This is a genomic window from Pseudomonas sp. CCI4.2 (assembly GCF_034350045.1).
GTDB lineage: Bacteria > Pseudomonadota > Gammaproteobacteria > Pseudomonadales > Pseudomonadaceae > Aquipseudomonas.
The window spans coordinates 620093-643575 of sequence record NZ_CP133781.1 but is presented as its reverse complement, the minus strand read 5'-3'; the positions used below and the strand labels follow the sequence as shown (position 1 = coordinate 643575).

At 58.5% G+C, this 23483-nt stretch carries 22 protein-coding genes; 7 read left to right on the top strand and 15 right to left on the bottom strand.

Translation table 11 applies throughout. From position 1 onward, the window contains the following. Positions 1 to 13 precede the first annotated feature (13 nt). From RHM65_RS02885 to cbiE, 9 genes are all read right to left on the bottom strand, one after another. A complete protein-coding gene (locus RHM65_RS02885; RefSeq protein ID WP_322167467.1) occupies positions 14 to 979 on the bottom strand; it encodes an ABC transporter substrate-binding protein in 966 nt (321 codons plus the stop codon). Then, a complete protein-coding gene (locus RHM65_RS02880; protein WP_322167468.1) occupies positions 976 to 1752 on the bottom strand; it encodes an ABC transporter ATP-binding protein in 777 nt (258 codons plus the stop codon). The genes RHM65_RS02885 and RHM65_RS02880 overlap by 4 nt, the downstream gene beginning before the upstream one ends. A gap of 12 nt (positions 1753 to 1764) precedes the next feature. Further along, the gene (locus RHM65_RS02875) at positions 1765 to 3138 is read right to left on the bottom strand and encodes a PepSY domain-containing protein (protein WP_322167469.1); all 1374 of its coding nucleotides are present in this window, start codon (positions 3136 to 3138) and stop codon (positions 1765 to 1767) included. An 83-nt stretch (positions 3139 to 3221) separates the two neighbouring features. Beyond that, positions 3222 to 3626, bottom strand: a complete 405-nt coding sequence (locus RHM65_RS02870; protein WP_322170693.1) for a DUF2946 domain-containing protein — start codon at positions 3624 to 3626, stop codon at positions 3222 to 3224. 50 nt (positions 3627 to 3676) lie between these two features. Beyond that, positions 3677 to 4147 carry a copper chaperone PCu(A)C gene (locus RHM65_RS02865; RefSeq protein ID WP_322167470.1) on the bottom strand — a complete coding sequence of 157 codons (471 nt, stop codon included), beginning with the start codon at positions 4145 to 4147 and terminating at the stop codon, positions 3677 to 3679. Between the two features lie 70 nt (positions 4148 to 4217). Continuing rightward, entirely contained in the window at positions 4218 to 4607 is a 390-nt protein-coding gene (locus RHM65_RS02860; RefSeq protein ID WP_322167471.1) for a DUF2946 domain-containing protein, read from the bottom strand. A 384-nt stretch (positions 4608 to 4991) separates the two neighbouring features. After that, positions 4992 to 5732, bottom strand: coding sequence for a cobalt-precorrin-6A reductase (locus tag RHM65_RS02855; protein ID WP_322167472.1), 741 nt, complete (start codon positions 5730 to 5732; stop codon positions 4992 to 4994). Beyond that, positions 5729 to 6817 carry a cobalt-precorrin-5B (C(1))-methyltransferase gene (locus tag RHM65_RS02850; RefSeq protein ID WP_322167473.1) on the bottom strand — a complete coding sequence of 363 codons (1089 nt, stop codon included), beginning with the start codon at positions 6815 to 6817 and terminating at the stop codon, positions 5729 to 5731. Before RHM65_RS02850 ends, RHM65_RS02855 begins: the two co-directional genes overlap by 4 nt. After that, entirely contained in the window at positions 6817 to 8019 is a 1203-nt protein-coding gene (gene cbiE / locus RHM65_RS02845) for a precorrin-6y C5,15-methyltransferase (decarboxylating) subunit CbiE (RefSeq protein ID WP_322167474.1), read from the bottom strand. The genes RHM65_RS02850 and cbiE overlap by 1 nt, the downstream gene beginning before the upstream one ends. Before the next feature lie 126 nt (positions 8020 to 8145). On the opposite strand from cbiE, the gene cobG reads away from it, so the two are divergent. From cobG to RHM65_RS02810, 7 genes are all read left to right on the top strand, one after another. After that, positions 8146 to 9567: a precorrin-3B synthase gene (gene cobG, locus RHM65_RS02840; protein WP_322167475.1), complete on the top strand. Its 1422-nt coding sequence runs from the start codon at positions 8146 to 8148 to the stop codon at positions 9565 to 9567. Continuing rightward, positions 9560 to 10186, top strand: a complete 627-nt coding sequence (locus RHM65_RS02835) for a precorrin-8X methylmutase (RefSeq protein WP_322167476.1) — start codon at positions 9560 to 9562, stop codon at positions 10184 to 10186. The genes cobG and RHM65_RS02835 overlap by 8 nt, the downstream gene beginning before the upstream one ends. Beyond that, positions 10186 to 10917, top strand: coding sequence for a precorrin-2 C(20)-methyltransferase (locus tag RHM65_RS02830; protein WP_322170696.1), 732 nt, complete (start codon positions 10186 to 10188; stop codon positions 10915 to 10917). The genes RHM65_RS02835 and RHM65_RS02830 overlap by 1 nt, the downstream gene beginning before the upstream one ends. Further along, on the top strand, positions 10917 to 12617 hold the full coding sequence (gene cobJ / locus RHM65_RS02825; protein WP_322167477.1) for a precorrin-3B C(17)-methyltransferase: 1701 nt from the start codon (positions 10917 to 10919) through the stop codon (positions 12615 to 12617). Before RHM65_RS02830 ends, cobJ begins: the two co-directional genes overlap by 1 nt. A gap of 480 nt (positions 12618 to 13097) precedes the next feature. Beyond that, entirely contained in the window at positions 13098 to 13913 is an 816-nt protein-coding gene (locus RHM65_RS02820; RefSeq protein ID WP_322184223.1) for a hypothetical protein, read from the top strand. Between the two features lie 73 nt (positions 13914 to 13986). Then, positions 13987 to 14670, top strand: a complete 684-nt coding sequence (locus tag RHM65_RS02815) for a hypothetical protein (RefSeq protein WP_322167479.1) — start codon at positions 13987 to 13989, stop codon at positions 14668 to 14670. Further along, on the top strand, positions 14667 to 15317 hold the full coding sequence (locus tag RHM65_RS02810) for a hypothetical protein (RefSeq protein WP_322184221.1): 651 nt from the start codon (positions 14667 to 14669) through the stop codon (positions 15315 to 15317). Before RHM65_RS02815 ends, RHM65_RS02810 begins: the two co-directional genes overlap by 4 nt. Positions 15318 to 15322: 5 nt before the next feature. Here RHM65_RS02810 and RHM65_RS02805 read toward each other — a convergent pair whose 3' ends face one another. From RHM65_RS02805 to dusB, 6 genes are all read right to left on the bottom strand, one after another. Further along, positions 15323 to 15919 carry a MarC family protein gene (locus RHM65_RS02805; RefSeq protein WP_322167481.1) on the bottom strand — a complete coding sequence of 199 codons (597 nt, stop codon included), beginning with the start codon at positions 15917 to 15919 and terminating at the stop codon, positions 15323 to 15325. 119 nt (positions 15920 to 16038) lie between these two features. After that, on the bottom strand, positions 16039 to 18819 hold the full coding sequence (locus tag RHM65_RS02800) for a hybrid sensor histidine kinase/response regulator (protein WP_322184219.1): 2781 nt from the start codon (positions 18817 to 18819) through the stop codon (positions 16039 to 16041). A 99-nt stretch (positions 18820 to 18918) separates the two neighbouring features. Then, positions 18919 to 20214 carry a phosphoribosylamine--glycine ligase gene (gene purD / locus RHM65_RS02795; protein ID WP_322167483.1) on the bottom strand — a complete coding sequence of 432 codons (1296 nt, stop codon included), beginning with the start codon at positions 20212 to 20214 and terminating at the stop codon, positions 18919 to 18921. Between the two features lie 111 nt (positions 20215 to 20325). Next, positions 20326 to 21933: a bifunctional phosphoribosylaminoimidazolecarboxamide formyltransferase/IMP cyclohydrolase gene (gene purH / locus RHM65_RS02790; protein ID WP_322167484.1), complete on the bottom strand. Its 1608-nt coding sequence runs from the start codon at positions 21931 to 21933 to the stop codon at positions 20326 to 20328. Positions 21934 to 22010: 77 nt separating this feature from the next. Next, positions 22011 to 22331: a DNA-binding transcriptional regulator Fis gene (gene fis, locus RHM65_RS02785; RefSeq protein WP_322167485.1), complete on the bottom strand. Its 321-nt coding sequence runs from the start codon at positions 22329 to 22331 to the stop codon at positions 22011 to 22013. After that, positions 22328 to 23341, bottom strand: a complete 1014-nt coding sequence (gene dusB / locus RHM65_RS02780) for a tRNA dihydrouridine synthase DusB (RefSeq protein WP_322167486.1) — start codon at positions 23339 to 23341, stop codon at positions 22328 to 22330. Before dusB ends, fis begins: the two co-directional genes overlap by 4 nt. Positions 23342 to 23483 lie beyond the last annotated feature (142 nt).

The window sequence follows — 23483 nt, the reverse complement described above, 5'->3', positions numbered from 1 at the left end:
GAGTGCTCTCGGTTCACAGCGGCTTGCCATGAAAGCCTGCGGCCAAGGTTTCAACCGCCTCAATATTGTCGATCCCCGGCGTAGCTGCGACGTACGGGATCACGATAAAGCGTTTGTTGCGGATCGCGTCGATGGATTGCAGCGCAGGGTTGTTTAGCAGGAAACGTTCTTTCTGTTCGGCGGTGACGTCGCCGTAATCGACGATAACGATGACTTCAGGATTGCGCTCTACCACGCTCTCCCAGTTGACCCGCGTCCAACTGGCGTCGATGTCGTCGAGGACGTTGCGTCCGCCCGCCGCCTCGATGAGTGCTTGGGGCATTGCCAGACGCCCCGAGGTCATGGCCCGGTCCTCGCCACTGTCGTAGAGAAATACCCGTGGTCGGTCGCTGGGCAAGCTCGCGTTGAGCTTCGCGACCCGTTGCTGCATCTGCGCAATCAACTGATTGGCGCGATCCTGTACATCGAAAATTCGCCCGAGATTGCGCAGGTCGTTGTACATGTCGTCAAGACTCGCCGCTGGGCGTTTCATCACAAACGCGCAGGATTCGGTCAGCTCATACACCTTGATGCCCAGTGGGGCGAGGGTCTGTGGGGTGAGGTCGCCGCCGACCCGCATGCCGTAATCCCAACCGGCAAAAAAGAAGTCGACGTTGGCGTTGAGCAGGGTTTCCACCGACGGGTATTTGCTTGCAAGCTCTGGCAGGCCGTCGAGTATTTTTGCCATCGACGGCGTCACCGTTTTCCACCCGGTGATGCCGCTGTAGCCGACCATGCTCGATTTCAAGCCAAGGGCAAGCATCATCTGGGTCATGTTGATGTCATGGCTAAGTGCGTGCTGCGGTGCTTTATCGAAGGTCACTGCGCGGTTGCAGCTTTGAATCGTTAGCGGGTAACGGGTGGTGTCGGCCGAAGCCTGGGTGATAGTCGAGAGCAGCGCCAAGACCAGGCTGATAGGCCGAAAAGAAAACAACTTCATGGGTGAGTAATCCAGGTAATTCGTGGGTGATCGGACAACGGGTGGGTGTCGACCAGCGCCTCGACGCCGAACACGTCGCGCAGCAATGCAACGGTGAGTACTTCAGCAGGCGTGCCGCTGGTGACGATGCACCCGTGATTGATGACGTACAGCCGATCACAAAACGCGGCGGCAAGGTTGAGGTCATGGAGGCTGGCCAACACCCCGATACTCAAGCGTTTGATCAGTTGCAACAGTTCGATTTGAAAGCGTGGGTCAAGGTGGTTAGTCGGTTCGTCGAGCATCAATACGGTGGGTTGTTGCGCTAAGGCGCGGGCGAGAACCACGCGCTGTTTCTCACCGCCGGATAGCGTGGCGAATGCCTGGTGCTCGAAACCGTGCATGCCCACCGACAACAGCGCTTGCTGGGTGATCTGCCGGTCCAGCGCGGTATCGGCCTCGAACATACTTTTGTGCGGCGTGCGGCCCATGGCGACCACATCAGCAACGGTCAGGCCAAAGGCGTCGGGAAAATCCTGCAACACCACCGCCATTCGCTGGGCGCACCAGCGTGGTGACTGTCGCCAGACATCCGCCTGGTCTAGCAGCACGTCCCCTATGGTCGGGCGACTGAAGCGATAGGCGCAGCGCAACAAGCTGGTCTTGCCGCTGCCGTTAGGCCCGATCAAACCCACAAACTCCCCGGCTGCCACCTTCAGCTCTATCCCCCGCAGTTCGAACGGCTGATGGCCCTGGGACGACCAAGCGATGTTTTTAAGTGTGAGAGCGGTCATGGAATTTTTGGATCAGCCATGTTTTGCAGTGGGGCGTTGAATTCGCGATAACACTAGCCAATCCAACGTCCAAACGGTCACCAGCGAAATACCCACCAACGGAAACGCCAGCCCCAGAGCAATCATGATCACGATGGCGGTTTTCCAGCGGGGCAGGTCGTGGCGCATCGCTGGAACACCCAGCCCCCCTTGTGGGCGACGCTTCCACCAGATCACCAAACCGCTGATTGAACTGAGCAGTACCATCAGGCAGATCAACAGAATCAGCAGTTGATTGACCCAGCCGAAGAACTTGCCTTCGTGCAGCATCACGCCCAATTCCGTGGCGCGGGAGACGTTGCTGTAATCCTTCCAACCGACGTCCGCTAGCACCTTGCCGCTGTATTGATCGACATGCAGGGTAGCGTCGCGACGGGGATCGTCGGCGAACACGGCAATGGTAAATACCCCGTCGGCAGTGGTGGGCGCGGTGATGCTATAGCCCGGTTCGATGTGCCGCTCGGTAGCAATGGTTACCACCTGTTGCAGCGACAGCGTTGGGTTCGCAGGCATTGACATCCCGCCCCCATGGTTCATGTGTTCGGCATGCTCGCCGGACACTGGCATCGGGGTGTTTTCCAGTGCCCACGGCACGGTTTGTCGCGAAGGTGTATTGAGTACCCCCGCCTGCTGATTCGATTTGGGAACGTCATTCCACATGACCGCCGGGAAGGTGTTCCAGACATTGGCGAATTGCTTGCCCCACACGCCAGTCCAGGTCATGCCGCTCAGGAGCATGAACAGCAGAAATACGGCGCCCCAGAAACCGGTCACCGCATGCACATCACGCCACAACACGCGTCCCCGTTTGCTCAAACGTGGCCACAGCACACCGGCCATTGAGGCACCGCGCGGCCACCACAAGTACAACCCCGAGACCACCAGCACGATAGCCCAACCGGCGGCTAACTCAACGATCCGATCTCCGACGTTGCCCAGCAGTAATTTGCCGTGCAGCGAACGTGCGAGGGCTTGCAGGTTATTTTTGCCGTCTTGAGTACCCAGAATCTCGCCGCGATAGGGGTCGACAAACACATTCAGCTCGCGGCCCTCTTGCAGGATCACGAACTGCGCGCTGCCTTGCGCGTTCAGCGGTGGCAGGTATTTGCTGACAGGCGCCTGTGGATAAACGGCGTTCACCCGCTGCTGTTGCGCATCGGCGCTGAGCAGTTCCTGACCCTGCGTGACGTACAGCAAGTCGCTGTACATCAGGTTGTCCAGCTGGGGTTTGAACAGGTAAATAATCCCGGTCAACGACAACAGAATCATGAACGGTGCAACGAACAGCCCAGCATAAAAATGCCAACGCCAGGCGAGGTTGTAGAACGACACGTTTGGTTGAGTCATGTGCAGCGCTCCCGGCAGGGATAAACACGGATCGACCGGCACCGTTACCTTTTCGGTACTGGCCGGTTCGCTTTATTGAGTTTTTACCGTGTGATCGAGAGCGGCGGGGCGCGGCTGCGGGCATGAGGGAAGGTGGTTTGCCGGGCGTGGCCTGGCTGGGAGTCGGCGCGATAAAAGCTGCTGGGTTTAGGCGGTGAAGACCCAATAAAGGCCAACGCTTGCGGCACGGCGGGGCAACTGAACAGCAGCGTGCAATACCCGCACTTGGCCCAGATCACATGATCGGTCGCCACCGATGCCAGATCGGCGCTTTGGCAGGCCGGCGCCTCAATCGCCATGTCCATGGATGCAGACATGGGCATCGAGGCTGACATCGACATTGCGGCGTGTTGATCCATCGGCATCGCTTGAGAAATCAGCGGACCGATAAAGATCATCAACATGGCGAACAGACTCAGCCATGTGCCCCGGTTTCTAACAGGGCGCAGGGGGAAACTGGCGCAGGGCCAAGTGCGGCTCACGTCAAAGGTTCAACGTATTAGTGGTCGTGCATGGCGTCGTCGGGGGCCTGCTTTTGCACGGCGACCTCAACGGTTACATTGCCCGATTTTTCGAAGTGCAGCGTCAGCGGAAAATGCTGGCCGTCGATCAGCTTCGATTTGTCTTTCAGGTCCATCAGCATGACGTGATAGCCCATTGGCGCGAATTTCACTTCACCACCGGCCGGGATGTCGACGCTTTGCACTTCCTGCATCTTCATCAAGCCTTCTTGCATCAGGTGTTCATGCAGGTCGGCCATGCCGGCGACAGGGCTGTCGACACTGAGCAAGCGGTCAGCGGTTTTGCCGGTGTTATGAATGACGAAATATGCCGCGACGGTTGGCGCGTTCGGCGGCAACTCCATCGACCACGGCTGGGCGATGTGTAACTCGCCGACCATGGAGTCATGGGCGTTGGCGAAACAGGCAGGCAGGCACAAAGCGGCCAGAATAAGGATCTTCTTGATCATGGTGATTCTCCAGCGTGAACGATTCCGGTGCGCCGGACCTTGTGGTCAGCAGCGCTTTTTTGGCTTCGGATCAGACGCGGGGAGGGGCTCGGGGGTTGAGACTCGGCCATTGTTGGCGCGGGGACAATGCACTTGGAGATTGAACTTCGCGCGCTAGCGTCGTTTCGGCTTGCAGCGCATACCACGGGGTGAAGCCGGATGGCACAGACACCAGCGGCGCCGAACCTGCGCAGCACCAGCAATGCTGCATGGCGGCGTGATCGTCTTTCTGCGCAGGGCTTTGTTCAGTCTTGCCCAGTGAAATCGCCACCAGCCGAGTGCCGCTTGCTGAACAAAAGCTGCCCCACAACAACGCTTCATCAACAGTTTTCGGTGCAGCGCTGGTCATCGGCATGGCGAACATGTTGAAAAACACTGCAAAGCAGGCAATCCAGGCAAATGCCAACCGGCGTCGAGACATGGGTGCTTTCCGTTTCATTAAGCCGTCAAAGGCGCTATTTAGCCTGAATGGCCGGAATAAGTAAAAAAAGCGCCCGTGGCGAGATGCCGCGGCCAAGAAAATACAAACGTTGGTTGGTCTGCGAGGCCGGAACGGCTCTGCGATTTCATAATGTGGGAGCAGGCTTGCCTGCGAAGAGGCCCGTCATAGCACTGCTGATGTCGACCTGAAACATGGTGCGCTTGCAATGACGCTTTCGTTGGCAAGCCACACACAGAGATTTCGGCTGATCACAGCCTTCGGTGCTTCTAACAGGCATCGGTGCATCGCCAAATTCTGTGGGACCGAATTTATTCGGGAAAGCGTCAACCCTGACACTCTGCAACCTTCGCCAACCGGTTGCTCCTACAGAAATTGGGTTTGGACTAACTTCTCCAGCAGTTCACTGACTTCGGTAAATTCCAGATCCACTTGCGGCAACACTGGCCGACGCAAAATCAACACCGGTATCCGACGCTCTCGCGCCACCTCAAGCTTTGCCTCGGTGGCGCTGCCGCCGCTGTTTTTGCTGATCAGGACGTCGATGTTTCGGCTGGCAAATAACCTGCGTTCGTCCTCCAGCAAAAACGGCCCGCGTGCGGCGATGACGTCGCAACGGTCATTGCCGGGGGTGTGGGTGACGGTGTTCTCCAATGCGCGCAAGGTCCAGAACTGCTGGGCTGGTATTTCATGAAGGTGCTGCAAGGGTTCGCGGCCGAGGGTGAACAGTGGGCGTTTGAACGGGACGAGGGCGGTGATCAGTTCGGGCCAGTCAGCAACTTCACGCCAGTCATCGGTTATTTGCGCTTGCCACCCCGTTCGGCGCAAGGCCCAGCACGGGATAGCGCTGAGTTGCGCCGCGCGCGCCGCGTTCTGGCTGATTTGTGCGGCATAAGGGTGAGTGGCGTCCAGCAGCAAGTCGATGCCTTCGTCGCGAATAAACTGCGCTAATCCTTCGGCACCGCCGTAACCGCCGACACGCACATGGCAGGTCAAGTCAGTTGGCACCCGGCCCACACCGGCCAGGCTGTAGATGTGCTGCGGCCCCAATCGACGGGCGATGGCCAGTGCGTCGGTCACGCCGCCCAGTAATAACAGGCGCTTCACGTGGCGTGCCCAACAATGCCGCCTTGGCGGTCGATGGCGAACACTTCCACGTCCACTTCTTTGGGCACCACGCTTTGGGCAAACAGTAACGCGTGACGACACACTTCATCCCCCAGCGCGATGCCCTCAGCGCTGGCCATGGCCAATGCCTGCTGGCTGGTGTTGGCGCCACGGATCGCTTGTTGCAAGGCGTCGTCGGCGCCGAGGGTGGCGGCCCAATTGGCCAGTTGCGGCAGGTCGATGCTGGAGTGGCGGCTGTGCAAGTCCATATGACCCGCCGCCAGTTTGCTGATTTTGCCGAAGCCGCCGCAGATGCTGAGTTTGGCCACCGGCACTTTGCGCAGGTGCTTGAGCACGGCGCCGATAAAGTCGCCCATTTCGATCAAGGCAATTTCCGGCAGGTCGTAGACCCGGCGCATGGTGTCTTCGCTGGCGTTGCCGGTACAGGCAGCAATGTGCAAATAGCCGTTGGTTTTTGCGACGTCGATGCCTTGATGAATCGACGCGATGTACGCCGCGCAGGAAAACGGTCGAACGATGCCGCTGGTGCCCAGGATCGACAGCCCACCGAGAATGCCCAAGCGCGGGTTCATGGTTTTCAAGGCCAGGGTTTCGCCGCCTTCGACGCACAGTGTCACTTCGAAACCACCGGTGTAGTTCGATGCCTGGGCCAGTTGCAGCAAGTGTTCAGTAATCATTTTGCGCGGCACCGGGTTTATCGCCGGCTCGCCCACCGCAAGCACCAGCCCCGGACGGGTTACCGTGCCGACGCCTGGCCCCGCCACAAAGCACACGCCGGATTCTGCGATCAGCCGCACCCGAGAAAACACCAAGGCGCCGTGAGTGACGTCGGGATCGTCGCCTGCATCCTTGATCGTCCCGGCTTCGGCGCCATCGGCAAACACCCGGCAAAACTCCAAGCGCATCTGCACGTGCTTGCCCTTGGGCAACACGATTTGCACCGCGTCGTTGATTTCGCCTTTTAACAGTAATCGCGCCGCCGCCAGACAGGTCGCCGTCGCGCAACTGCCGGTGGTGTAACCGGATCGCAGGGGCGCGGGTTGTTCGGCGGTCTCGGCGCGCATCAGGGTTTGATCGCTTCGAGCAGGGTGATGGGCAAGGCTTGGCGCCAGGTGTCGAATTCACCCAGGGGCTTGGCCTGGGCCACATGCAGGCGGGTCAGTTCGCCGCCGAACTGCTCGCGCCAGACCACCAGCGTGGCTTCGCTTTGCAGGGTGACCGCGTTCGCGACCAGACGCCCGCCTGAGCGCAGCTTTTGCCAGCACACGTCGAGTACGCCGGGACGAGTGACGCCGCCGCCGATGAAAATCGCATCTGGGGTTTCCAGATCAAACAACACCTTGGGTGCTCGGCCGCGAATCAGTTGCAAGCCCGGCACGCCTAGCGCATCGCGGTTGTGCTCGATCAATAGCTGACGGCCTTCATCGGCTTCGATGGCCAGCGCGCGGCAGCTTGGGTGCGCGCGCATCCATTCAATGCCGATGGAGCCGCAGCCCGCGCCGACGTCCCAAAGCAACTCACCCGGCGTTGGCGCGAGGCGGGCCAGGGTGATGGCGCGAACATCGCGCTTGGTCAGCTGGCCGTCGTGTTTGAACGCGCTGTCGGGTAGGCCTGCCAGCATCGACAAACGCGGTGTGCCCACGTCGGCGCGGCATTCGATGGCAACCACATTCAGCGCGGCAATGGGCAGGTCGATCCATTGGCTGGCGATCCCTTCGATGCGGCGTTCAGTCTCTGCGCCTAAATGCTCCAATACTGTAATGCGGCTTGGGCCATAGCCTCGGGCATGCATGAGCTCGGCAATTGCGGCGGGGCTACTGCCGTCGTTGCTTAATACCAGCAAGCGCACGCCGTTATGGAATTGAGCATTCAACGCTGCCAATGGCCGGGCGACTACCGACAACGTGACCACTTCTTGCAGCGCCCAACCGAGGCGGGCGGCAGCCAAGGAATAGGACGACGGCGAGGGCAGCACGCGCATTTCCTCGGCATCGACCTGCCGTGCAAGGCTGGCGCCGACCCCAAACAGCATTGGATCGCCGCTCGCCAAGACGCAAATCGGCGTCCCGCGTTGTTCGAGGGCGGCGATCAGGGAGAACGGACTGGGCCAGAGGCTGCGTTTAGCGCGAATACAAGCAGGCAATAAATCCAGCTGACGCTGGCTTCCAAACACGTGAGCAGCGCCCAGCAGCGCGTGGCGAGCCGTCTTGCCCAGGCCTTTGAAGCCCTCTTCACCGATTCCCACGACTGTCAGCCACGGTGCCATGCATTTTCCTCAACCGACTTAAATAAGCAGTTCCGACAGAGCGGCTTTTCATGCCTGCGGACAAAGCAGGCATAATACCGCGCCCATAGGGCTGTAGCGTTTTTCAAATTCAGTTTGGGTGACCCTTTGAACAAGCCGACGTCCGCATCGCCTTTACGCCCCTCGGCTTGTCCGGGGTTGTGGCGCATCGTCCCGGCGCTGGACGGCGGCATCTGCCGCATTAAATTGGCTGGCGGTTCGATCACAGCGACCCAGGCGATAGCCGTGGCTGACGCAGCGGAGCGTTACGCCGGGGGCGTGATCGAGGCGACGAATCGCGCCAACTTGCAGATTCGTGGCATCGGTGCCGAACAAGATCCCATGGTCGCGCTGTTGTTGAGCGCTGGCCTGGGGCCGAAAAACCCCGCTGGCGACGATGTTCGTAATCTGATGCTGAGCCCTACGGCCGGGATTGACCCGCAGCAGTTGTTCGACAGCCGACCGTTGGCGGCGCAAATTCTCGACACGCTGCAGAATGAAAGCCGCTTCCATGACCTGTCGCCTAAATTCGCCATCTCACTGGACGGTGGCGAAGCGTTGATGATGCGCGAACATCCCCATGACCTGTGGTTGTCGGCGCTGGAAGTTGACGGGGAAGTCCTGTTGGCCTTTGGACTGGCGGGTTGTCCGGCTCATGATGCGCCGCTGGGTGCGGTGGCGTTGGCCGAGGGGCACGCGTTGGTGGTAGCGGTACTGGATGCGTTTCTTGAAATAGCGCGACCGGATCAAACGCGGATGCGCCACCTGCTGGCAGCGATGCCGGTTGAGGCGTTTCTTCAGGCCGTAGGGCAGCGGTTAATCGGTCCTCTTCGCAGGCAAGCCTGCTCCCACGGTGGCATGGAACTCCCAAATCCTGTGGGAGCAGGCTTGCCTGCGAAGGCGTTGGGTGTGTCCCACAGTGGCATGGAAGTCCCAAATCCTGTGGGAGCAGGCTTGCCTGCGAAGGCGTTGGGTGTGTATCAGCAGTCGGTTGCCGGGCGGGTTGCGGTCGGCGCCGCCGTACCATTGGGTCGTCTCGACGCGTCGATGTTGCGCGCTGTTGCGCAGCTGGCGACGGAGTGGGGCGACGGGACATTACGGTTGACGCCGTGGCAAAGCGTGTTGCTGCCCAATGTGCCTGCCGAAGACGCCACGACCGTCATCACCCGCCTGCTTGCGGCGGGACTGATCTGCGACGCCAAACAGCCTTTGGCAAACATCATCGCCTGCACCGGCTCCGATGGCTGCATCAAAGGCGTGGCCGATACGAAAGCGGATGCCGTAAAGCTGGCGTCGTTATTGGGGCTTCACGGCCTGAGCCTGCCGGTTCACCTCACGGCCTGCTCACGCACCTGCGCTGCCGCGCACATTGCGCCAATGACCTTGCTGGCAACCCGCGCCGGGCATTACGACCTTTATTTTCGCGACACGCAGCAGCCAGGTTTTGGCGCATTGCGGGCGCGTGACCTCACTATAGAAGCAGTCGGCGCGTTGTTCGCTGCCGACTCACGGAGCAGTACTGATGATTGATTACATCCGCGACGGTCAGGAGATTTATCGCAACTCCTTCGCGATCATTCGTGCCGAAGCCCGGCTCGATCAGATCCCGGCCGACCTGGAAAAACTCGCCGTGCGGGTAATTCATGCCTGCGGGATGGTCGAAGTCATCGAAGATCTGCGTTTCTCACCCGGTGCTGGCACCGCTGGGCGCAACGCCTTGGCCGCTGGCGCACCGATTCTTTGTGACGCCCGCATGGTGTCCGAAGGCGTAACCCGCACGCGCCTGCCCGCTAACAATCAGGTGATCTGCACCCTCAAAGACGACAGCGTCCCGGAGCTGGCTCGCGAATTGGGTAATACCCGCTCTGCCGCCGCACTGGAACTGTGGCGTCCGCATCTGGAAGGTGCGGTGGTGGTGATTGGCAACGCACCGACTGCGTTGTTCTACCTGCTGGAAATGCTCGATGCCGGTGCGCCAAAACCGGCGTTGATCCTCGGTTTTCCGGTGGGTTTCGTTGGCGCGGCCGAGTCCAAGGCGATGCTCGCGGCCAACAGCCGGGGCGTACCGTTTGTGATCATGCAGGGTCGTCGCGGAGGTAGCGCGATGGCCGCCGCTGCGGTTAATGCCTTGGCCACGGAGATCGAATGATGCAGCAACCCGGTCGTTTGATTGGCCTCGGCGTCGGGCCCGGTGATCCCGAGCTGATAACCGTTAAGGCCCTGCGCTTGCTTCGCGAATCCCCCGTGGTTGCCTACTTCGTGGCCAAGGGTAAGAAAGGCAACGCGTTCGGCATCATCGAAGCGCACCTGCAAGACGTGCAAACCTTGATGCCGTTGGTCTACCCGGTCACCACCGAAGCATTGCCAGCGCCGTTGTCCTATGAGCAAGTCATCAGTGACTTCTACGATGAGGCCAGTGAAGCCTTGGCTGCGCACTTGGACGCCGGGCGCGATGTGGCAGTGATCTGCGAAGGCGATCCGTTTTTCTACGGTTCATATATGTACCTGCACGACCGCCTCGCTGAACGTTATGAGGCTGAAGTGGTGCCCGGTGTTTGCTCCATGCTGGGCGGCGCTTCGGTGCTGGGCGCGCCGCTGGTCTATCGCAACCAAAGCCTGTCGGTGTTATCCGGCGTGCTGCCCCACGATGAACTCAAGCGGCGTCTGGCGGACGCCGATGCCGCCGTGATCATGAAGCTGGGCCGCAACTTCACTAAGGTCCGCCACGTGTTGGAAGAGTTGGGCATGGCCGACCGCGCTTTGTATGTTGAGCGCGCAACTATGTCCAACCAGAAAATCGTTCCGTTGGATCAAGTCGAGCCCATGTCGTCGCCGTATTTTTCGCTGATCATTGTTCCCGGCGAACGGTGGCAAGGCTGATGACTGCGCACGCACCGGCCATTGTCATTCTGGGCAACGGCAGCCTCGACACCGCGCACCGCATTCAACGGCTGTACCCGGATTCGTTGATCCATGGCCTCGAAACCCGAGTCGATGGCGCCGACCGGACCTACACCGAGTTCGGCTCTAGGCTGCGCCAGCTCTATCAACAGGGCACCCCGATTATTGCCCTGTGCGCCGCCGGGATTGTGATTCGTACGTTGGCGCCGCTGTTGCTGGAAAAGGGCGCCGAGCCGCCAGTGCTGGCGGTGGCCGAAGACGGCAGCGCGGTCGTACCTTTATTGGGCGGTCTGGGCGGCGTGAACATCATGGCTCGGGAGATCGCGCAAGGACTGAACGTGGCTGCGGCCATTACCACCAGCGGCGAATTGCGCTTTGGTACCTGCCTGCTGAATCCGCCCAGTGGGTACGCCTTGGGTGATCTTGAACTCGGTAAGCGCTTTGTCTCGGACCTGTTGTCCGGCGAACGCGTGCGTATCGAAGGGGCGGCACCCTGGTTGGCTGACGCGCAGTTACCCGAGGATGATCAGGCGCAGTTGGCGATTCATGTGACGTGCGCCGAGCGTGAACCTTCGGCCAATGAATTATTGATCTACCCACGTAGCGTGTTGGTGGCGGTGAGTGCGTCGATTCCCGAGCTGGCGTCCAGCGTTCGCGCTGCGTTGCTTGACGCTGGCATCGCTCTTCAGTCGTTGGCCTGTTTGTTGGCTAGCGATTCGGAGATGGCCAACCCTAAGCTGCATCAGGCGGCCGTTGAGTTGGATGTGCCACTGCGATTCATCGCTGCGCACGCATCGGTCAGTGAGCTGGCGCAGCACGCGCTGCCCCAGGTGTTGGGGCCGATCTGCGTCGGTGACGGCATCGCTATCGCAATTGCTGCGCTGCCGTTGGAGGTGTTGAGCATCGGACGTGGGCGCGGGCGTTTGGCGGTGATTGGCCTCGGTCCCGGCGCGGCGCAATTGATGGTCCCGGCGGTCAAGGCTGAACTGGCGCTGGCTAACGATATTCTCGGTTACGAAACTTACGTGCGCATGGCCGGGCCATTTCGCGCCGATCAGGTGCAGCACTGCACGGACAACCGCGAAGAAATGCAACGCGCCCGGCATGCTTTTGAACTGGCTGCGCAAGGGCGTTCGGTTGTCGTGGTGTCGTCGGGCGATCCGGGCGTATTTGCCATGGCGTCGGCGGTGCTTGAAGCGCTGCATGAGTCGACAAACGCCCAATGGCACACCGTCGATCTGGAGATTTTGCCGGGGGTTTCCGCGTCCTTGGCAACCGCCGCGCAAGCCGGTGCGCCGCTGGGGCATGACTTCTGCGTGATGTCGCTGTCGGACAACCTCAAGCCGTGGGACGTGATTGAAAAACGCCTGGAACTGGCGTCTCAAGCTGACTTGGCCTTGGCATTCTACAACCCGATATCTCGTTCCCGGCCTTGGCAACTTGGCCGCGCACTGGAGATCGTGCGCCAACATCGAACCCCAAACACCCCGGTGACCTTGGGCCGAGACATCGGTCGCCCAGGGCAAACGCTGCGGGTGATTACATTGGGTGAACTGACACCGGACCAAGTGGACATGCGCACCATGGTGTTGATTGGCTCATCCACGACCTGCACCTTTCCCCGCGCCAATGGCGGGAAGTGGGTGTATACGCCGCGTTGGTACGGGGAAAAGCCGTAACCCGATCTGTAGGAGGGTCCGCCACGTCTTCGACGCCGCGCTGTCGCGCAGCAAGCTGGGTGGCACTTGGTGTGGTTTAAGGTTGCAGGGTGTCAGGACTGAAGCCTTCCCGAATAAATTCGGTCCCACGGTTTTTGGCGCTACACAGATTCTGTAGGAGCTGAAGGCTGCGATAGGTCCGAAGGACCTTCGCCAACAAGTTGGCTCCTACAGGAGGGGCGGCACTTCGTCTGTGACTTTCGGTGTTCAACACGTAAGAAAGGTCCCTGGTTATAGGGATGAAAGTCAGAGCGTTCTAAGGTGAATACCCACGAAGTAGTGCCGAAAAATCACCGGGCCGTGTATTTAGCCGCGTGACGGCACCGTGGGAATATTTAACTAAAGTTTTCTTGAAATAACGGAAATTAAAACGATCGGAAAAGTGCGCTAGTTTGATGACTGCCCAAGACGGGTGACTCTTAACTAAAAAGGAAGTTGCGCATGAATACGTACATGGATGCCCCTCTCAGTGCTGAAAACTGCCTGGATTATATTGAAGGTTGTCAGTTGCCTGAAGGGCACGTGCATCTGGCCAGGGCCACCAGCCCCTCGCTCCGCCGCTCGCGCCGTTCGTTGACACTGGAGGAGAAGAAAGAAAGTGCAGCAGTGGTTGCCAATAGCGTGGTTGCCTTTGTTGCGGGTATGTCGATGCAGAACAAGGAAGATATCAAAAACGCCGTTCTGTTTGCGACCTTGGTGGCTAACAGGGCGGTCCCGAGCCTGACGGGCCCGCGCTGGTATGAAAAGTTCATGGAAGTGATGTCCCGGGCCTGCGGGTGGGTGCCAACCCGCCGGGAATATGCCAAGCACTCGGCCTCCGAAAAGCTGTTCACCATGGATCAGGTCGGCCTGAAAATCCTTGCATCGACCTTAGCGGCGGTTTCGGTCCCCGGCGCAACGGCTGTGGCAATGGTGGGTGTGGCGAAGCAAGCGCTTGAAGCACTTCAGTCCAGCGACAAACCGCTTAAGCTCTTTGAAAACCGAAGCCGCCGCCACAAGGGTGGGGTCTTCAATATCGCTTCGTGTGACGAATCGGTAGATGGCGAAGTGCAGATGTCTATGGGCTCGGTTGATTTTTCGTCCACGCTGAACGTCACCAATGTCCTGTTCTGGGACTGGAGCAGCAGCTCGGTCAGCATGTACCGAGCCGAGTCGCACCTGGTATTGAATCAGCGCATTTACGCGGAAGTTCGAGACACCATCATTCGCCGCCTGGGGGATAACGCTAAACAGGCCGTTGAAGACTACGAGATTTAAGGTCGCCAGTCCGCCACAGGAGACTGCGGCGGACTGCCGAGTCGACTATTAGGAGAATGTTATGGGCAATGGAATGCCAACTAGCTATATCAATGCGGGTTCGATGATGTTCTTCGACGATCCCGTCAAAGATGCTGATAAACGAGATATTCTCGACGCCAGTTTGTATACCCAGCTGGCGGCGTCGAAAAAACACCCCAAGTTTGCTGAGTTTGACGCCTGGTACACAACCTATCTAAAGGCGATGGCGACGTTTGGCTGGATAGTCTCTGAGCGCGGTTACTGCAGTGAACCGATACAAGGCCCCGGACCTTTTGACCTGTGGTTACTCATTGAAGCTGAGCTTGAGGGACGCGTACCGGTTTCACTTATTCAAACAGCTGAGCGCATCGCGGTGCATTCACCCGAACACGTTTTTAACCCGGCGGCTCAATCGCTGCTCGGAGAACACGCGTTGCGGTCTGATCGGCCCGAAGGGGGTGACCTGCTTTCCTCGGTGGTGCTGCAACTGAGCTTCGTACACGGCGCTCCGTCCATGACCTCAATATTTATCGCGTTCAAAACCCGAGCGAAAGTTGCAGAACACGCTTTGCTCAAGCCGTTTGATCGCAATCAGATAGTGGGCAACGTAGAGCTGGCTTCGTTCTCGGCGCAACTGTCGGACCTTCGTTATTCTCAGTTCAGAGATACCTTTATTTCGGCACTCGGCGCTAGACGGTCGTCACTGATTTTGGCGCTTGAGGCGTCTCAACAATGATCACTAAAAAAACCCATATGGCCATAGCAGGCAATAATCTGGTCTCGTTTGTAGCGGGAATGTCGGTCCAGGAAAAGGAGGACATATTGGATTTGTTGTTGCACGCGGACTTTTTTGCCAGTCAGGCCTATGACCAGCACGTGCATTGGAAGAGTTGGCTGGATTACTACCGAAACAGGATGGTCAAACACGGCTGTCAGTTAAAAAGCCAGATTCTCAGGGCCCCCGTAGTCATAACCGACCCCTACGAGCTGGATCGACTGACCTTTAAAGTGGTGGGCACGGAAGGTTCAGCCAAGCTCGCCCGTTTGGTTCAAGCGTCATTTAACGCGATACGAGTCAATGAATACGCCCAGGCGTTTTTTCGACGAGGTACGGGGGCGGGGCGCATCGGCAGTTTTCAAATTGTGCCGTGCGAAAGAACCGCTAACGGCGAAATAAGGGTTTTCTTGTGTGCTTTGCGAATTAACGCGCTGGCCGTAATCGATGACAGCTGGTTTTGGGATAACACTCACCGTGACTTGGTGCTCCACTTGGTCGGCGGCGTTTACGCGTTCAGCACCGCTCGCTATGCGCCCTTTCGTGAGCAAATACGCACCAAGCTGGTTCAGAATTCCACCCGCTTCATCCAGGACATCGAGCTCTGAGGCCCCTAAGGCAACAAATACCCTCTGACCCCGGTAAAGATAATTTGCGCCGCCAGTGCACAGACGAACAACCCCATCAACCGACTGACGATCTGCAAACCCTGATCGCCCAGGATGTTTTCGATTCGGTTCGACAGGTACAACACAATGCCGACGGTCAGGCTGGCGAGGGCAATACTGAGGATGGCGGTGAGCTTGTCATCCCAGTGCGGTTGGCTCACGCCCATCACCAGCAACGCGCCGATGGTACCGGGGCCGACGGTCAACGGGATGGTCAGCGGGACAATGGTGACGTCCTGTTGAACGTTGTCGGTTTGCACCGCAGATTTGCCTTGGGCCATGCCCAACGCCGAAATGAACAAAACGCTGCCCGCACCAATGCGAAACGCGTCAACGGTGATCCCGAATACCGAGAAAATGACCCGCCCGAACAGGTAAAGCAGCACGCTGGAGACCAGAGTGGCCAGTGCGACTTTCCACGCCAGTCGACGACGTTCCTTGCTGGAGTAACCACGGGTAAGGCTGATGAAACACGACAGGACGAAGAACGGGCTGTAGAGCACCAACATCTTCAGGTAAACGCTGAACAACACGTGAAGCATGGCTTGGGCTCGCGCGACTAATTAAGGACGACGGGAAGTCTATCAGGCGCGGCAGCTTATCTCGTTGAGGAATATCAGTTCAACAGTGGGAAAAGCAGCAAGATCCCCGCTGCCGAGACTCAATGGGTCTCGGAATACGACTGACTCTGCTGACGCTTGGCAGCCCACTGCTCGATCAGTTCGCGCAGTTGCGACAGTTCGACGGGTTTGGCCATGTGGCCATCCATGCCGGCCTGACGCGCGCGGTCCTTGTGTTCGCTCAAGATGTGGGCAGTCAACGCCACCACTGGCGTACGAACGCGTTGATTGGCAATTTCCCAAGCGCGTAACTGTTGGGTTGCAGAAAAGCCATCAAGGATCGGCATTTCGCAGTCCATCAGTACCAGGTCATAGCGCTGGGCCTTCATCGCGAGCAGGGCTTCTTCGCCATTGCTGGCGGTGTCAGGTTGTAAGTTCAGTTTGCCTAGCATGCCGCGAATCACTTTGGTCGATATGCTGTTGTCTTCGGCGACAAGAATACGGAAATCACTGGGTACGTTGATCGGGTTGATCAGCGGGTTGGCGGTTGCGTATGGCGTGCCGGTGGGGGTCCCTCGAGTTCGTTGGTTTAGCTCGTCGGCCAAGGTGGTCTTGAGGGTGTAGCCGGCCACCGGTTTTGCCAAGATGCGTTTGATGCCGGCATTGCGCGCAATGATTTTGCTTGGCGCATTACTGATACCGGTAAGCATGATCAGCAAGATATCGTGATTGAGGCTCGGGTCTTCCTTGATCTTGGCTGCGAGCTGCATACCGGTCATGCCCGGCATGTTCTGGTCGAGCAGCACCACGTCGAAATAGTCGCGCAGGTGGGCTTTGGTTCGCAGCAGTGCCAGTGCTTCTTTGCCCGACGGCACGGCGCTGACATTCAAACCCCAGGCGGTGCATTGCTGCACCAACACTTTGCGGCACGTGTCATTGTCGTCCACCACCAGGACCCGTGCGCCCTGAAGCGGGCCGTCCAGATCGGTGGTCGGTTGCTCAAGCCGATCCGGGTCCAGTGGTAACGTCAGCCACAGCGTGCTGCCATGGGAATTACCGGTTTGAATGCCAAATTCGCCATGCATCAACATGATCAATTGACGCGCAATCACCAACCCCAGATGACCGCCTAATTTGGTCGTGGCAAGAAAGTTTTTGCTGTGCAGCTCGGCATGGAGAAGGCTGTCGCGTTCATGGGCCGCTAAGGGCTCGCCACTGTCTTGCACCGCGATGCGCAAACGCGGCTTGCCGCTGCGCGAATCCAGCGCGACCACCAGTAGGATTTCGCCTTCGTCGGTTTTTTTCATGGCGTTTTCAAGCAGGCTGAGCAGCGCCTGGCGCAAGCGCGTCGGGTCGCCGCTGATCACCCGTGGAACCTGAGGCTGGATGAAACTGATCAGCTCGACATTTTGCTGCTCGGCTTTGGCTCGGAAGATATTCAGGCAGTCTTCGATCAATGCGTTGAGATCGAATTGCACATCGTCGAGTTCGATCTGTCCGGATTCGAGCTTGGTGATGTCCAGAATTTCGTTGATCAGTGTCAGCAGCTCGTTGCCTGCGCTGTGGATCGTCTGAACATAATCGCGTTGTTTCACCGAAAGCGGCGTGCCCAGCAATAGCTCGGTCATACCCAGGACGCCATTCATCGGGGTGCGAATTTCGTGGCTGATTTTGGCCAGAAACTCGGCCTTGGCGTTGATTTCAGCAGTGCTGGCGGCGAGGTCGCGGCTGACACTGAACTCGTCTTCGGTAATGCTCCGATGACGCTCGCTCAGGGCCACGCTCATGAACAGCCCAGAAGCGCAGAACACACCTAACAACGTAATGATCAGCCATTGTGGCGCTATCATCGTCAGGCCGAGCAAGGCGGGCATAATCACCAGGCAACCCAGGTTGAACACGACCATTCCCAGCACAAACAGGCGGGCCGGGTTGTAGCCCTTTTGCCAGTGATATACCGAGACAAACAGGATGCTCAGGCTCGCAAGCGCCACCACACCATAGGTGATCAGGTTCAGTGGCAAGCGGGTGACGAACAGCTCCAAGAGGCCAGCCAATGCAATGACCAGCATGTCGCCCAGCAGAAAACGATTCAAAATAATCGAGGCACAGGGCGCGAAGAAGCGGTACGCAAACATCAACCCACTGAGGGCGGCCAGAATCAACGCCCAATAGGCATTGGGGGGCTGGGCCACGTGCCAGTTCGGCACCCAAGGCGCCAGAAGATTGAGCAACAGCATCGCGCTCAGCGTCAGCATCGCTTCGCACGCCGCCAGCCATAAGCTGGTATGGGAGCGAGTGTGGGTGAAACGGGTAATGTTCTGCAGGATCAGCATGGCCAAGCAACCTAAAAACAGGCCGAGCAATAAAGGTTGGCGTTCATCCGCTGCGATTGAAATGGCGGACTGCAAGGTAATGTTGGGGCGCAGTTGTTGCTCTGAAACCAGGCGCAGATAAACGTCCAGCACACGGATGCTCTGCGGCATCGGCATCAGAAAGTCGGTGGAGTGCAACGAATGGGTGTCGCGTGGGATGTTATTGCCGGTGCGTGAATGAGTGATGAGCTTGTCGCCATCGAGCACGTAAAGGTCAAGGCTGGCCAAGTCCGGGGCAAAGACGCGTAGCAGCTGTTCGTGCTCGTCAGGGAGCAACCGATAATGAAGCCAGACAGCACTGTTTCGATCACCGGCGACGACTTGATCGAGGTCAATAGGGCTGAATTGATTAACGTAACGAGCTGAGCGTACGTCGCTCAATTGCAGGCTGGCCTGATCATCGAGCAGCGTTGACCAACCACCACGTTGCTCGGCATAGCTGGGAAGCATGCAGAGAAGCGTCAGCAGACTGAGGGTAAAACCTATGGCAATCCTGAGCCAGCGCACAGCGAAATCCCTTCGTAGGTGAATGCCAGATAACTATGCGCGGGGCTGCAATAAACAGGCAAGACCCCGTTGAGGCGCTTGCCTGAGTGGCTGTTTGCCTTATTCCAGGTCTTCACCACGCTCGCGAGCAATGGCACGATAACCAATATCCTTGCGATAGAAGCAACCTTCCCAATCAATTTCAGCAGCCAATTTGTACGCTTGTTCCTGTGCGTCGCTTACGCTGTCGCCCAGTGCTGTGGCACACAAAACACGTCCGCCGGACGTTACGACCTGACCATCCTGCAACGCCGTACCGGCATGGAATACTTTGCCGTTCATGCTAGCTGCGGTGTCCAGGCCTTTGATCGCAGCGCCTTTGGCGTAATCACCTGGATAACCGCCAGCGGCCAGTACCACGCCCAGACTTGGACGGGGATCCCACTGCGCTTCAACCTTATCCAGGGCCTTGGCCAGCGCGGCTTCGATCAACAACACCAGGCTCGATTGCAGGCGCAACATCACCGGTTGGGTTTCGGGATCGCCGAAACGGCAGTTGAATTCGATGACCTTCGGATTCCCGACTTTGTCGATCATCAAGCCAGCATAGAGGAAGCCAGTGTAAACGTTGCCTTCCTCGGCCATTGCGCGGACAGTCGGCCATATCACCAAGTCCATAACCCGTTGGTGAACCTCGGCAGTGACGACCGGGGCCGGAGAGTAAGCACCCATACCGCCGGTGTTGGGGCCGCTGTCGCCGTCGCCGACACGCTTGTGGTCTTGGCTGGTGGCCATGGGTAAAACGTTTTTGCCGTCGACCATGACAATGAAGCTGGCTTCTTCGCCATCAAGAAATTCTTCGATCACCACCCGTGAACCGGCTTCGCCAAATGTATTGCCGGCAAGCATGTCGCGCACGGCGTCTTCGGCTTCAACCAGGGTCATGGCGACGATCACGCCTTTGCCCGCTGCGAGGCCGTCGGCCTTGATCACGATGGGTGCGCCGACTTTCTGCAAGTACGCCAGCGCTGGCTCGACTTCAGTGAAGTTCTGGTAATCAGCGGTTGGAATCTTGTGGCGCGCCAGGAAGTCTTTCGTGAAGGCTTTCGACCCTTCCAGTTGCGCAGCGCCAGCGGTAGGGCCAAAGCAATCCAGACCACGGGAGCGGAACAAGTCGACCACGCCCGCCACCAGTGGCCCTTCGGGACCGACGATGGTCAGGGAAACGTTTTTTTCTGCGAAATCTGCCAGCTCGGCGAGTGCAAGGACGTCGATATCAACGTTTTCGCACTTTGCTTCGGTCGCGGTCCCGGCATTGCCCGGTGCAACGAAAACCTTCACGACACGTGGGTCCTGTGCGACTTTCCACGCCAACGCGTGTTCACGGCCACCGGCGCCAATGATTAGAACGTTCATTTCAAAAACCTCGATGACGCTGAATTCTGGGGGATGCAGCAAGCACTATCATCTGTAGGAGCCAACGTGTTGGCGAAGGTCTCGCCAACACGTTGGCTCCTACAGTAAAAATCAGTGCCTGAAATGACGCATGCCGGTGAAGACCATGGCAATGCCTGCTTCGTCGGCGGCAGCGATCACTTCGTTGTCTCGCATCGAGCCGCCTGGCTGGATGACGGCGGTGATGCCCGCCTTGGCTGCGTTGTCGATGCCGTCGCGGAACGGGAAGAACGCGTCCGATGCCATGACCGCGCCCTGCACCGACAATCCGGCGTGTTCTGCCTTGATTGCAGCGATGCGCGCGGAGTTGACGCGGCTCATCTGGCCCGCGCCGACACCGATGGTCTGGCGGTTTTTCGCGTAGACGATGGCGTTGGACTTCACGTACTTGGCGACTTTCCAGGCGAAGATCAGGTCATGAATTTCCTGCTCGCTCGGTGCGCGCTGGGTGACGACCTTCAGGTCGTCGCTGCCGATCATTCCGATGTCGCGGCTCTGAACCAACAAGCCACCGTTGACGCGCTTGAAGTCCCAGGCCGGGGTGCGCTCGGTTGCCCATTGACCGCTAATCAGCAAGCGGACATTGACCTTGGTTGCAATAATGGCTTGGGCTTGGGCGGTAACGCTCGGCGCGATAATCACTTCAACAAACTGACGCTCAACGATCGCCTGGGCGGTCTTGGCGTCCAGTTCGCGGTTGAAGGCAATGATGCCGCCAAACGCAGATTCGCTGTCGGTGGCGTAGGCCAGTTCGTAGGCCTGACGAATGCCGCCTTCGTCGTCCGGGCTGACTGCAACGCCACACGGGTTGGCGTGTTTGACGATGACGCAGGCCGGCTTGACGAAGCTTTTTACGCATTCCAGCGCAGCGTCGGTGTCCGCCACGTTGTTGTACGACAATTCCTTGCCTTGCAACTGAGTCGCGGTGGCAATGCCGACTTCGGCAGGATGGGTTTCAACGTAGAACGCCGCGCTCTGGTGCGGGTTCTCGCCGTAGCGCATTTCCTGGGCCTTGATGAACTGGCTGTTGAAGGTGCGTGGGAATGCGCTGCGGCCTTCAGTGGTAAGGGTTTCAGCGGTCTGATCAATGCTACCCAAATAGTTGGCGATCATGCCGTCGTAAGCAGCCGTGTGTTCAAACGCCTTGAGCATCAGGTCGAAACGTTGGGCGTACGTCAGGCCACCAGCCTTGAGGCTTCCCAGCACTGTGGCGTAGTCGCCGGCGTTGACCACGATGGCCACGTCTTTATGGTTTTTCGCGGCCGAGCGAACCATGGTCGGGCCGCCGATATCGATGTTTTCGATGGCGGTTGGCAGGTCGCAACCTGGCTTGGCAATGGTCGCTTCAAACGGGTAGAGGTTGACCGCGACCAGATCGATCGGCTTGATCCCGTGCTCGGTCATGATGGCGTCGTCGATACCGCGACGGCCAAGAATGCCGCCGTGGATTTTCGGGTGCAGGGTCTTGACCCGGCCGTCCATCATTTCTGCGAAACCGGTGTAGTCAGCGACTTCTACCGCCGCAATGCCGTTGTCCTGAAGCAGCTTGAACGTGCCGCCGGTGGAAAGGATCTCGACGCCCAGGGCGCTGAGTGCACGGGCGAAATCGACGATCCCGGTCTTGTCGGAGACGCTGATCAAGGCACGGCGGATCGGCAGGCGGGTAGTCTGGTCGGTCATTTCAAATTCCATCTAAAACAAAGGAGTCAGCAAAAAAAGGCGACCCCCTGAAGTGGATCGCCTTTTTTATTAAATGCTTACAGCAGGTCGTACTGCTTGAGTTTCTTGCGCAAGGTGCCGCGATTAAGGCCCAGTAATTCGGACGCTTTGGTTTGGTTTCCCTTGACGTAGTTCATCACGCATTCGAGCAACGGCGCTTCGACCTCCGACAACACGAGGTTGTACACATCCGTAACGGCAGCGCCTTCCAGGTGGGCGAAATAATTGTGCAGCGCCTTCTCTACACTGCCACGCAGGGTCTGACCCTCCTCGCTGGGCGTGTTGAGGTGCTGTTTCAAATTCACTTTTTCGCTCACGGGTGTTGTTCCACTCACTAAATTCTCGGTCATCATCGTCATGCAGCCACCTCTTCTCCGTCCCCTGTTTGCGGGCTCTCATAACGGTCGCTGAAGAACTCGCGAACGTTGGCGCACTGTGCTTCCGTATCTTCCAAACGATTGAAATGGGCACGAAACTCCCTGGCGCCCGGCAGGGTTGCGAGATACCAGCCGACATGCTTGCGTGCAATCCGCACACCCAGCACATCGCCATAGAAAATGTGCAACGCCGCCAAATGCTCTAGCAGAATGCGTTCCACCTCACTCAACTGCAGCGCGGGCAATAGTTCGCCGGTACGCAGGAAGTGTTCTATCTCGCGAAAAATCCAGGGCCGCCCTTGGGCAGCCCTGCCAATCAGTAAACCGTCTGCCCCGGTGGCTTGCAGCACGTACCGGGCTTTGGCCGGTGAATCGATGTCACCATTGGCGAACACTGGAATCGACACCGCCTGCTTGATCGCCGCAATGGTGTCGTATTCGGCTTCGCCGGTGTACAGATCTGCACGGGTTCGGCCATGGACCGCCAATGCCACAATTCCGGCTTGTTCGGCGATCTTTGCCACGGTCAGGCCGTTCTTGTTCGATCGGTCCCAGCCGGTGCGTATCTTCAGCGTGACCGGTACATCAACTGCGGCCACGACGGCGTGCAGGATCTCGGTGACCAGTTGTTCGTCTTTCAGTAATGCGGAACCCGCAGCCTTATTGCAGACCTTTTTTGCCGGGCAACCCATGTTGATGTCGATGATCTGTGCGCCCAGTTCAACATTGGCGCGTGCTGCATTTGCCAGCATTTGCGGATCACCACCGGCGATCTGTACCGAACGGGGTTCGGGATCACCTTCGTGGATCATGCGCAGACGCGATTTGCGACTGTTCCACAGGCTCATGTCGCTGGTCACCATTTCCGATACCACCAACCCTGCGCCGAGTTGGCGGCAAAGCTGGCGGAAGGGCTGGTCAGTAACTCCAGCCATCGGGGCAAGAATCAAGCCGTTTTGCAATGTATAAGGGCCGATGCGTACCGCCGACATAGGTGTGCCTGTTGTGGGGCCGATCATCGCTGGTCACGTGAAAACCATTGCATTCGTCGCTGCGTTCTCACGCGGCCCGAAGGACTGTTTTTAGGTGCTGAAGCGAGTTTTCAGTCGGAACCCAGAGTATGAAAAAGGGTTG

Excerpts from the sequence above, each read along its gene's own strand:
- RHM65_RS02885 (WP_322167467.1), bottom strand. The coding sequence starts at position 979 with ATGAAGTTGTTTTCTTTTCGGCCTATCAGCCTGGTCTTGGCGCTGCTC.
- RHM65_RS02880 (WP_322167468.1), bottom strand. The coding sequence starts at position 1,752 with ATGACCGCTCTCACACTTAAAAACATCGCTTGGTCGTCCCAGGGCCAT.
- RHM65_RS02875 (WP_322167469.1), bottom strand. The coding sequence starts at position 3,138 with ATGACTCAACCAAACGTGTCGTTCTACAACCTCGCCTGGCGTTGGCAT.
- RHM65_RS02865 (WP_322167470.1), bottom strand. The coding sequence starts at position 4,147 with ATGATCAAGAAGATCCTTATTCTGGCCGCTTTGTGCCTGCCTGCCTGT.
- RHM65_RS02860 (WP_322167471.1), bottom strand. The coding sequence starts at position 4,607 with ATGTCTCGACGCCGGTTGGCATTTGCCTGGATTGCCTGCTTTGCAGTG.
- RHM65_RS02850 (WP_322167473.1), bottom strand. The coding sequence starts at position 6,817 with ATGCGCGCCGAGACCGCCGAACAACCCGCGCCCCTGCGATCCGGTTAC.
- cbiE (WP_322167474.1), bottom strand. The coding sequence starts at position 8,019 with ATGGCACCGTGGCTGACAGTCGTGGGAATCGGTGAAGAGGGCTTCAAA.
- RHM65_RS02835 (WP_322167476.1), top strand. The coding sequence starts at position 9,560 with ATGATTGATTACATCCGCGACGGTCAGGAGATTTATCGCAACTCCTTC.
- RHM65_RS02830 (WP_322170696.1), top strand. The coding sequence starts at position 10,186 with ATGCAGCAACCCGGTCGTTTGATTGGCCTCGGCGTCGGGCCCGGTGAT.
- cobJ (WP_322167477.1), top strand. The coding sequence starts at position 10,917 with ATGACTGCGCACGCACCGGCCATTGTCATTCTGGGCAACGGCAGCCTC.
- RHM65_RS02820 (WP_322184223.1), top strand. The coding sequence starts at position 13,098 with ATGAATACGTACATGGATGCCCCTCTCAGTGCTGAAAACTGCCTGGAT.
- RHM65_RS02815 (WP_322167479.1), top strand. The coding sequence starts at position 13,987 with ATGCCAACTAGCTATATCAATGCGGGTTCGATGATGTTCTTCGACGAT.
- RHM65_RS02810 (WP_322184221.1), top strand. The coding sequence starts at position 14,667 with ATGATCACTAAAAAAACCCATATGGCCATAGCAGGCAATAATCTGGTC.
- RHM65_RS02805 (WP_322167481.1), bottom strand. The coding sequence starts at position 15,919 with ATGCTTCACGTGTTGTTCAGCGTTTACCTGAAGATGTTGGTGCTCTAC.
- purD (WP_322167483.1), bottom strand. The coding sequence starts at position 20,214 with ATGAACGTTCTAATCATTGGCGCCGGTGGCCGTGAACACGCGTTGGCG.
- purH (WP_322167484.1), bottom strand. The coding sequence starts at position 21,933 with ATGACCGACCAGACTACCCGCCTGCCGATCCGCCGTGCCTTGATCAGC.
- fis (WP_322167485.1), bottom strand. The coding sequence starts at position 22,331 with ATGACGATGATGACCGAGAATTTAGTGAGTGGAACAACACCCGTGAGC.
- dusB (WP_322167486.1), bottom strand. The coding sequence starts at position 23,341 with ATGTCGGCGGTACGCATCGGCCCTTATACATTGCAAAACGGCTTGATT.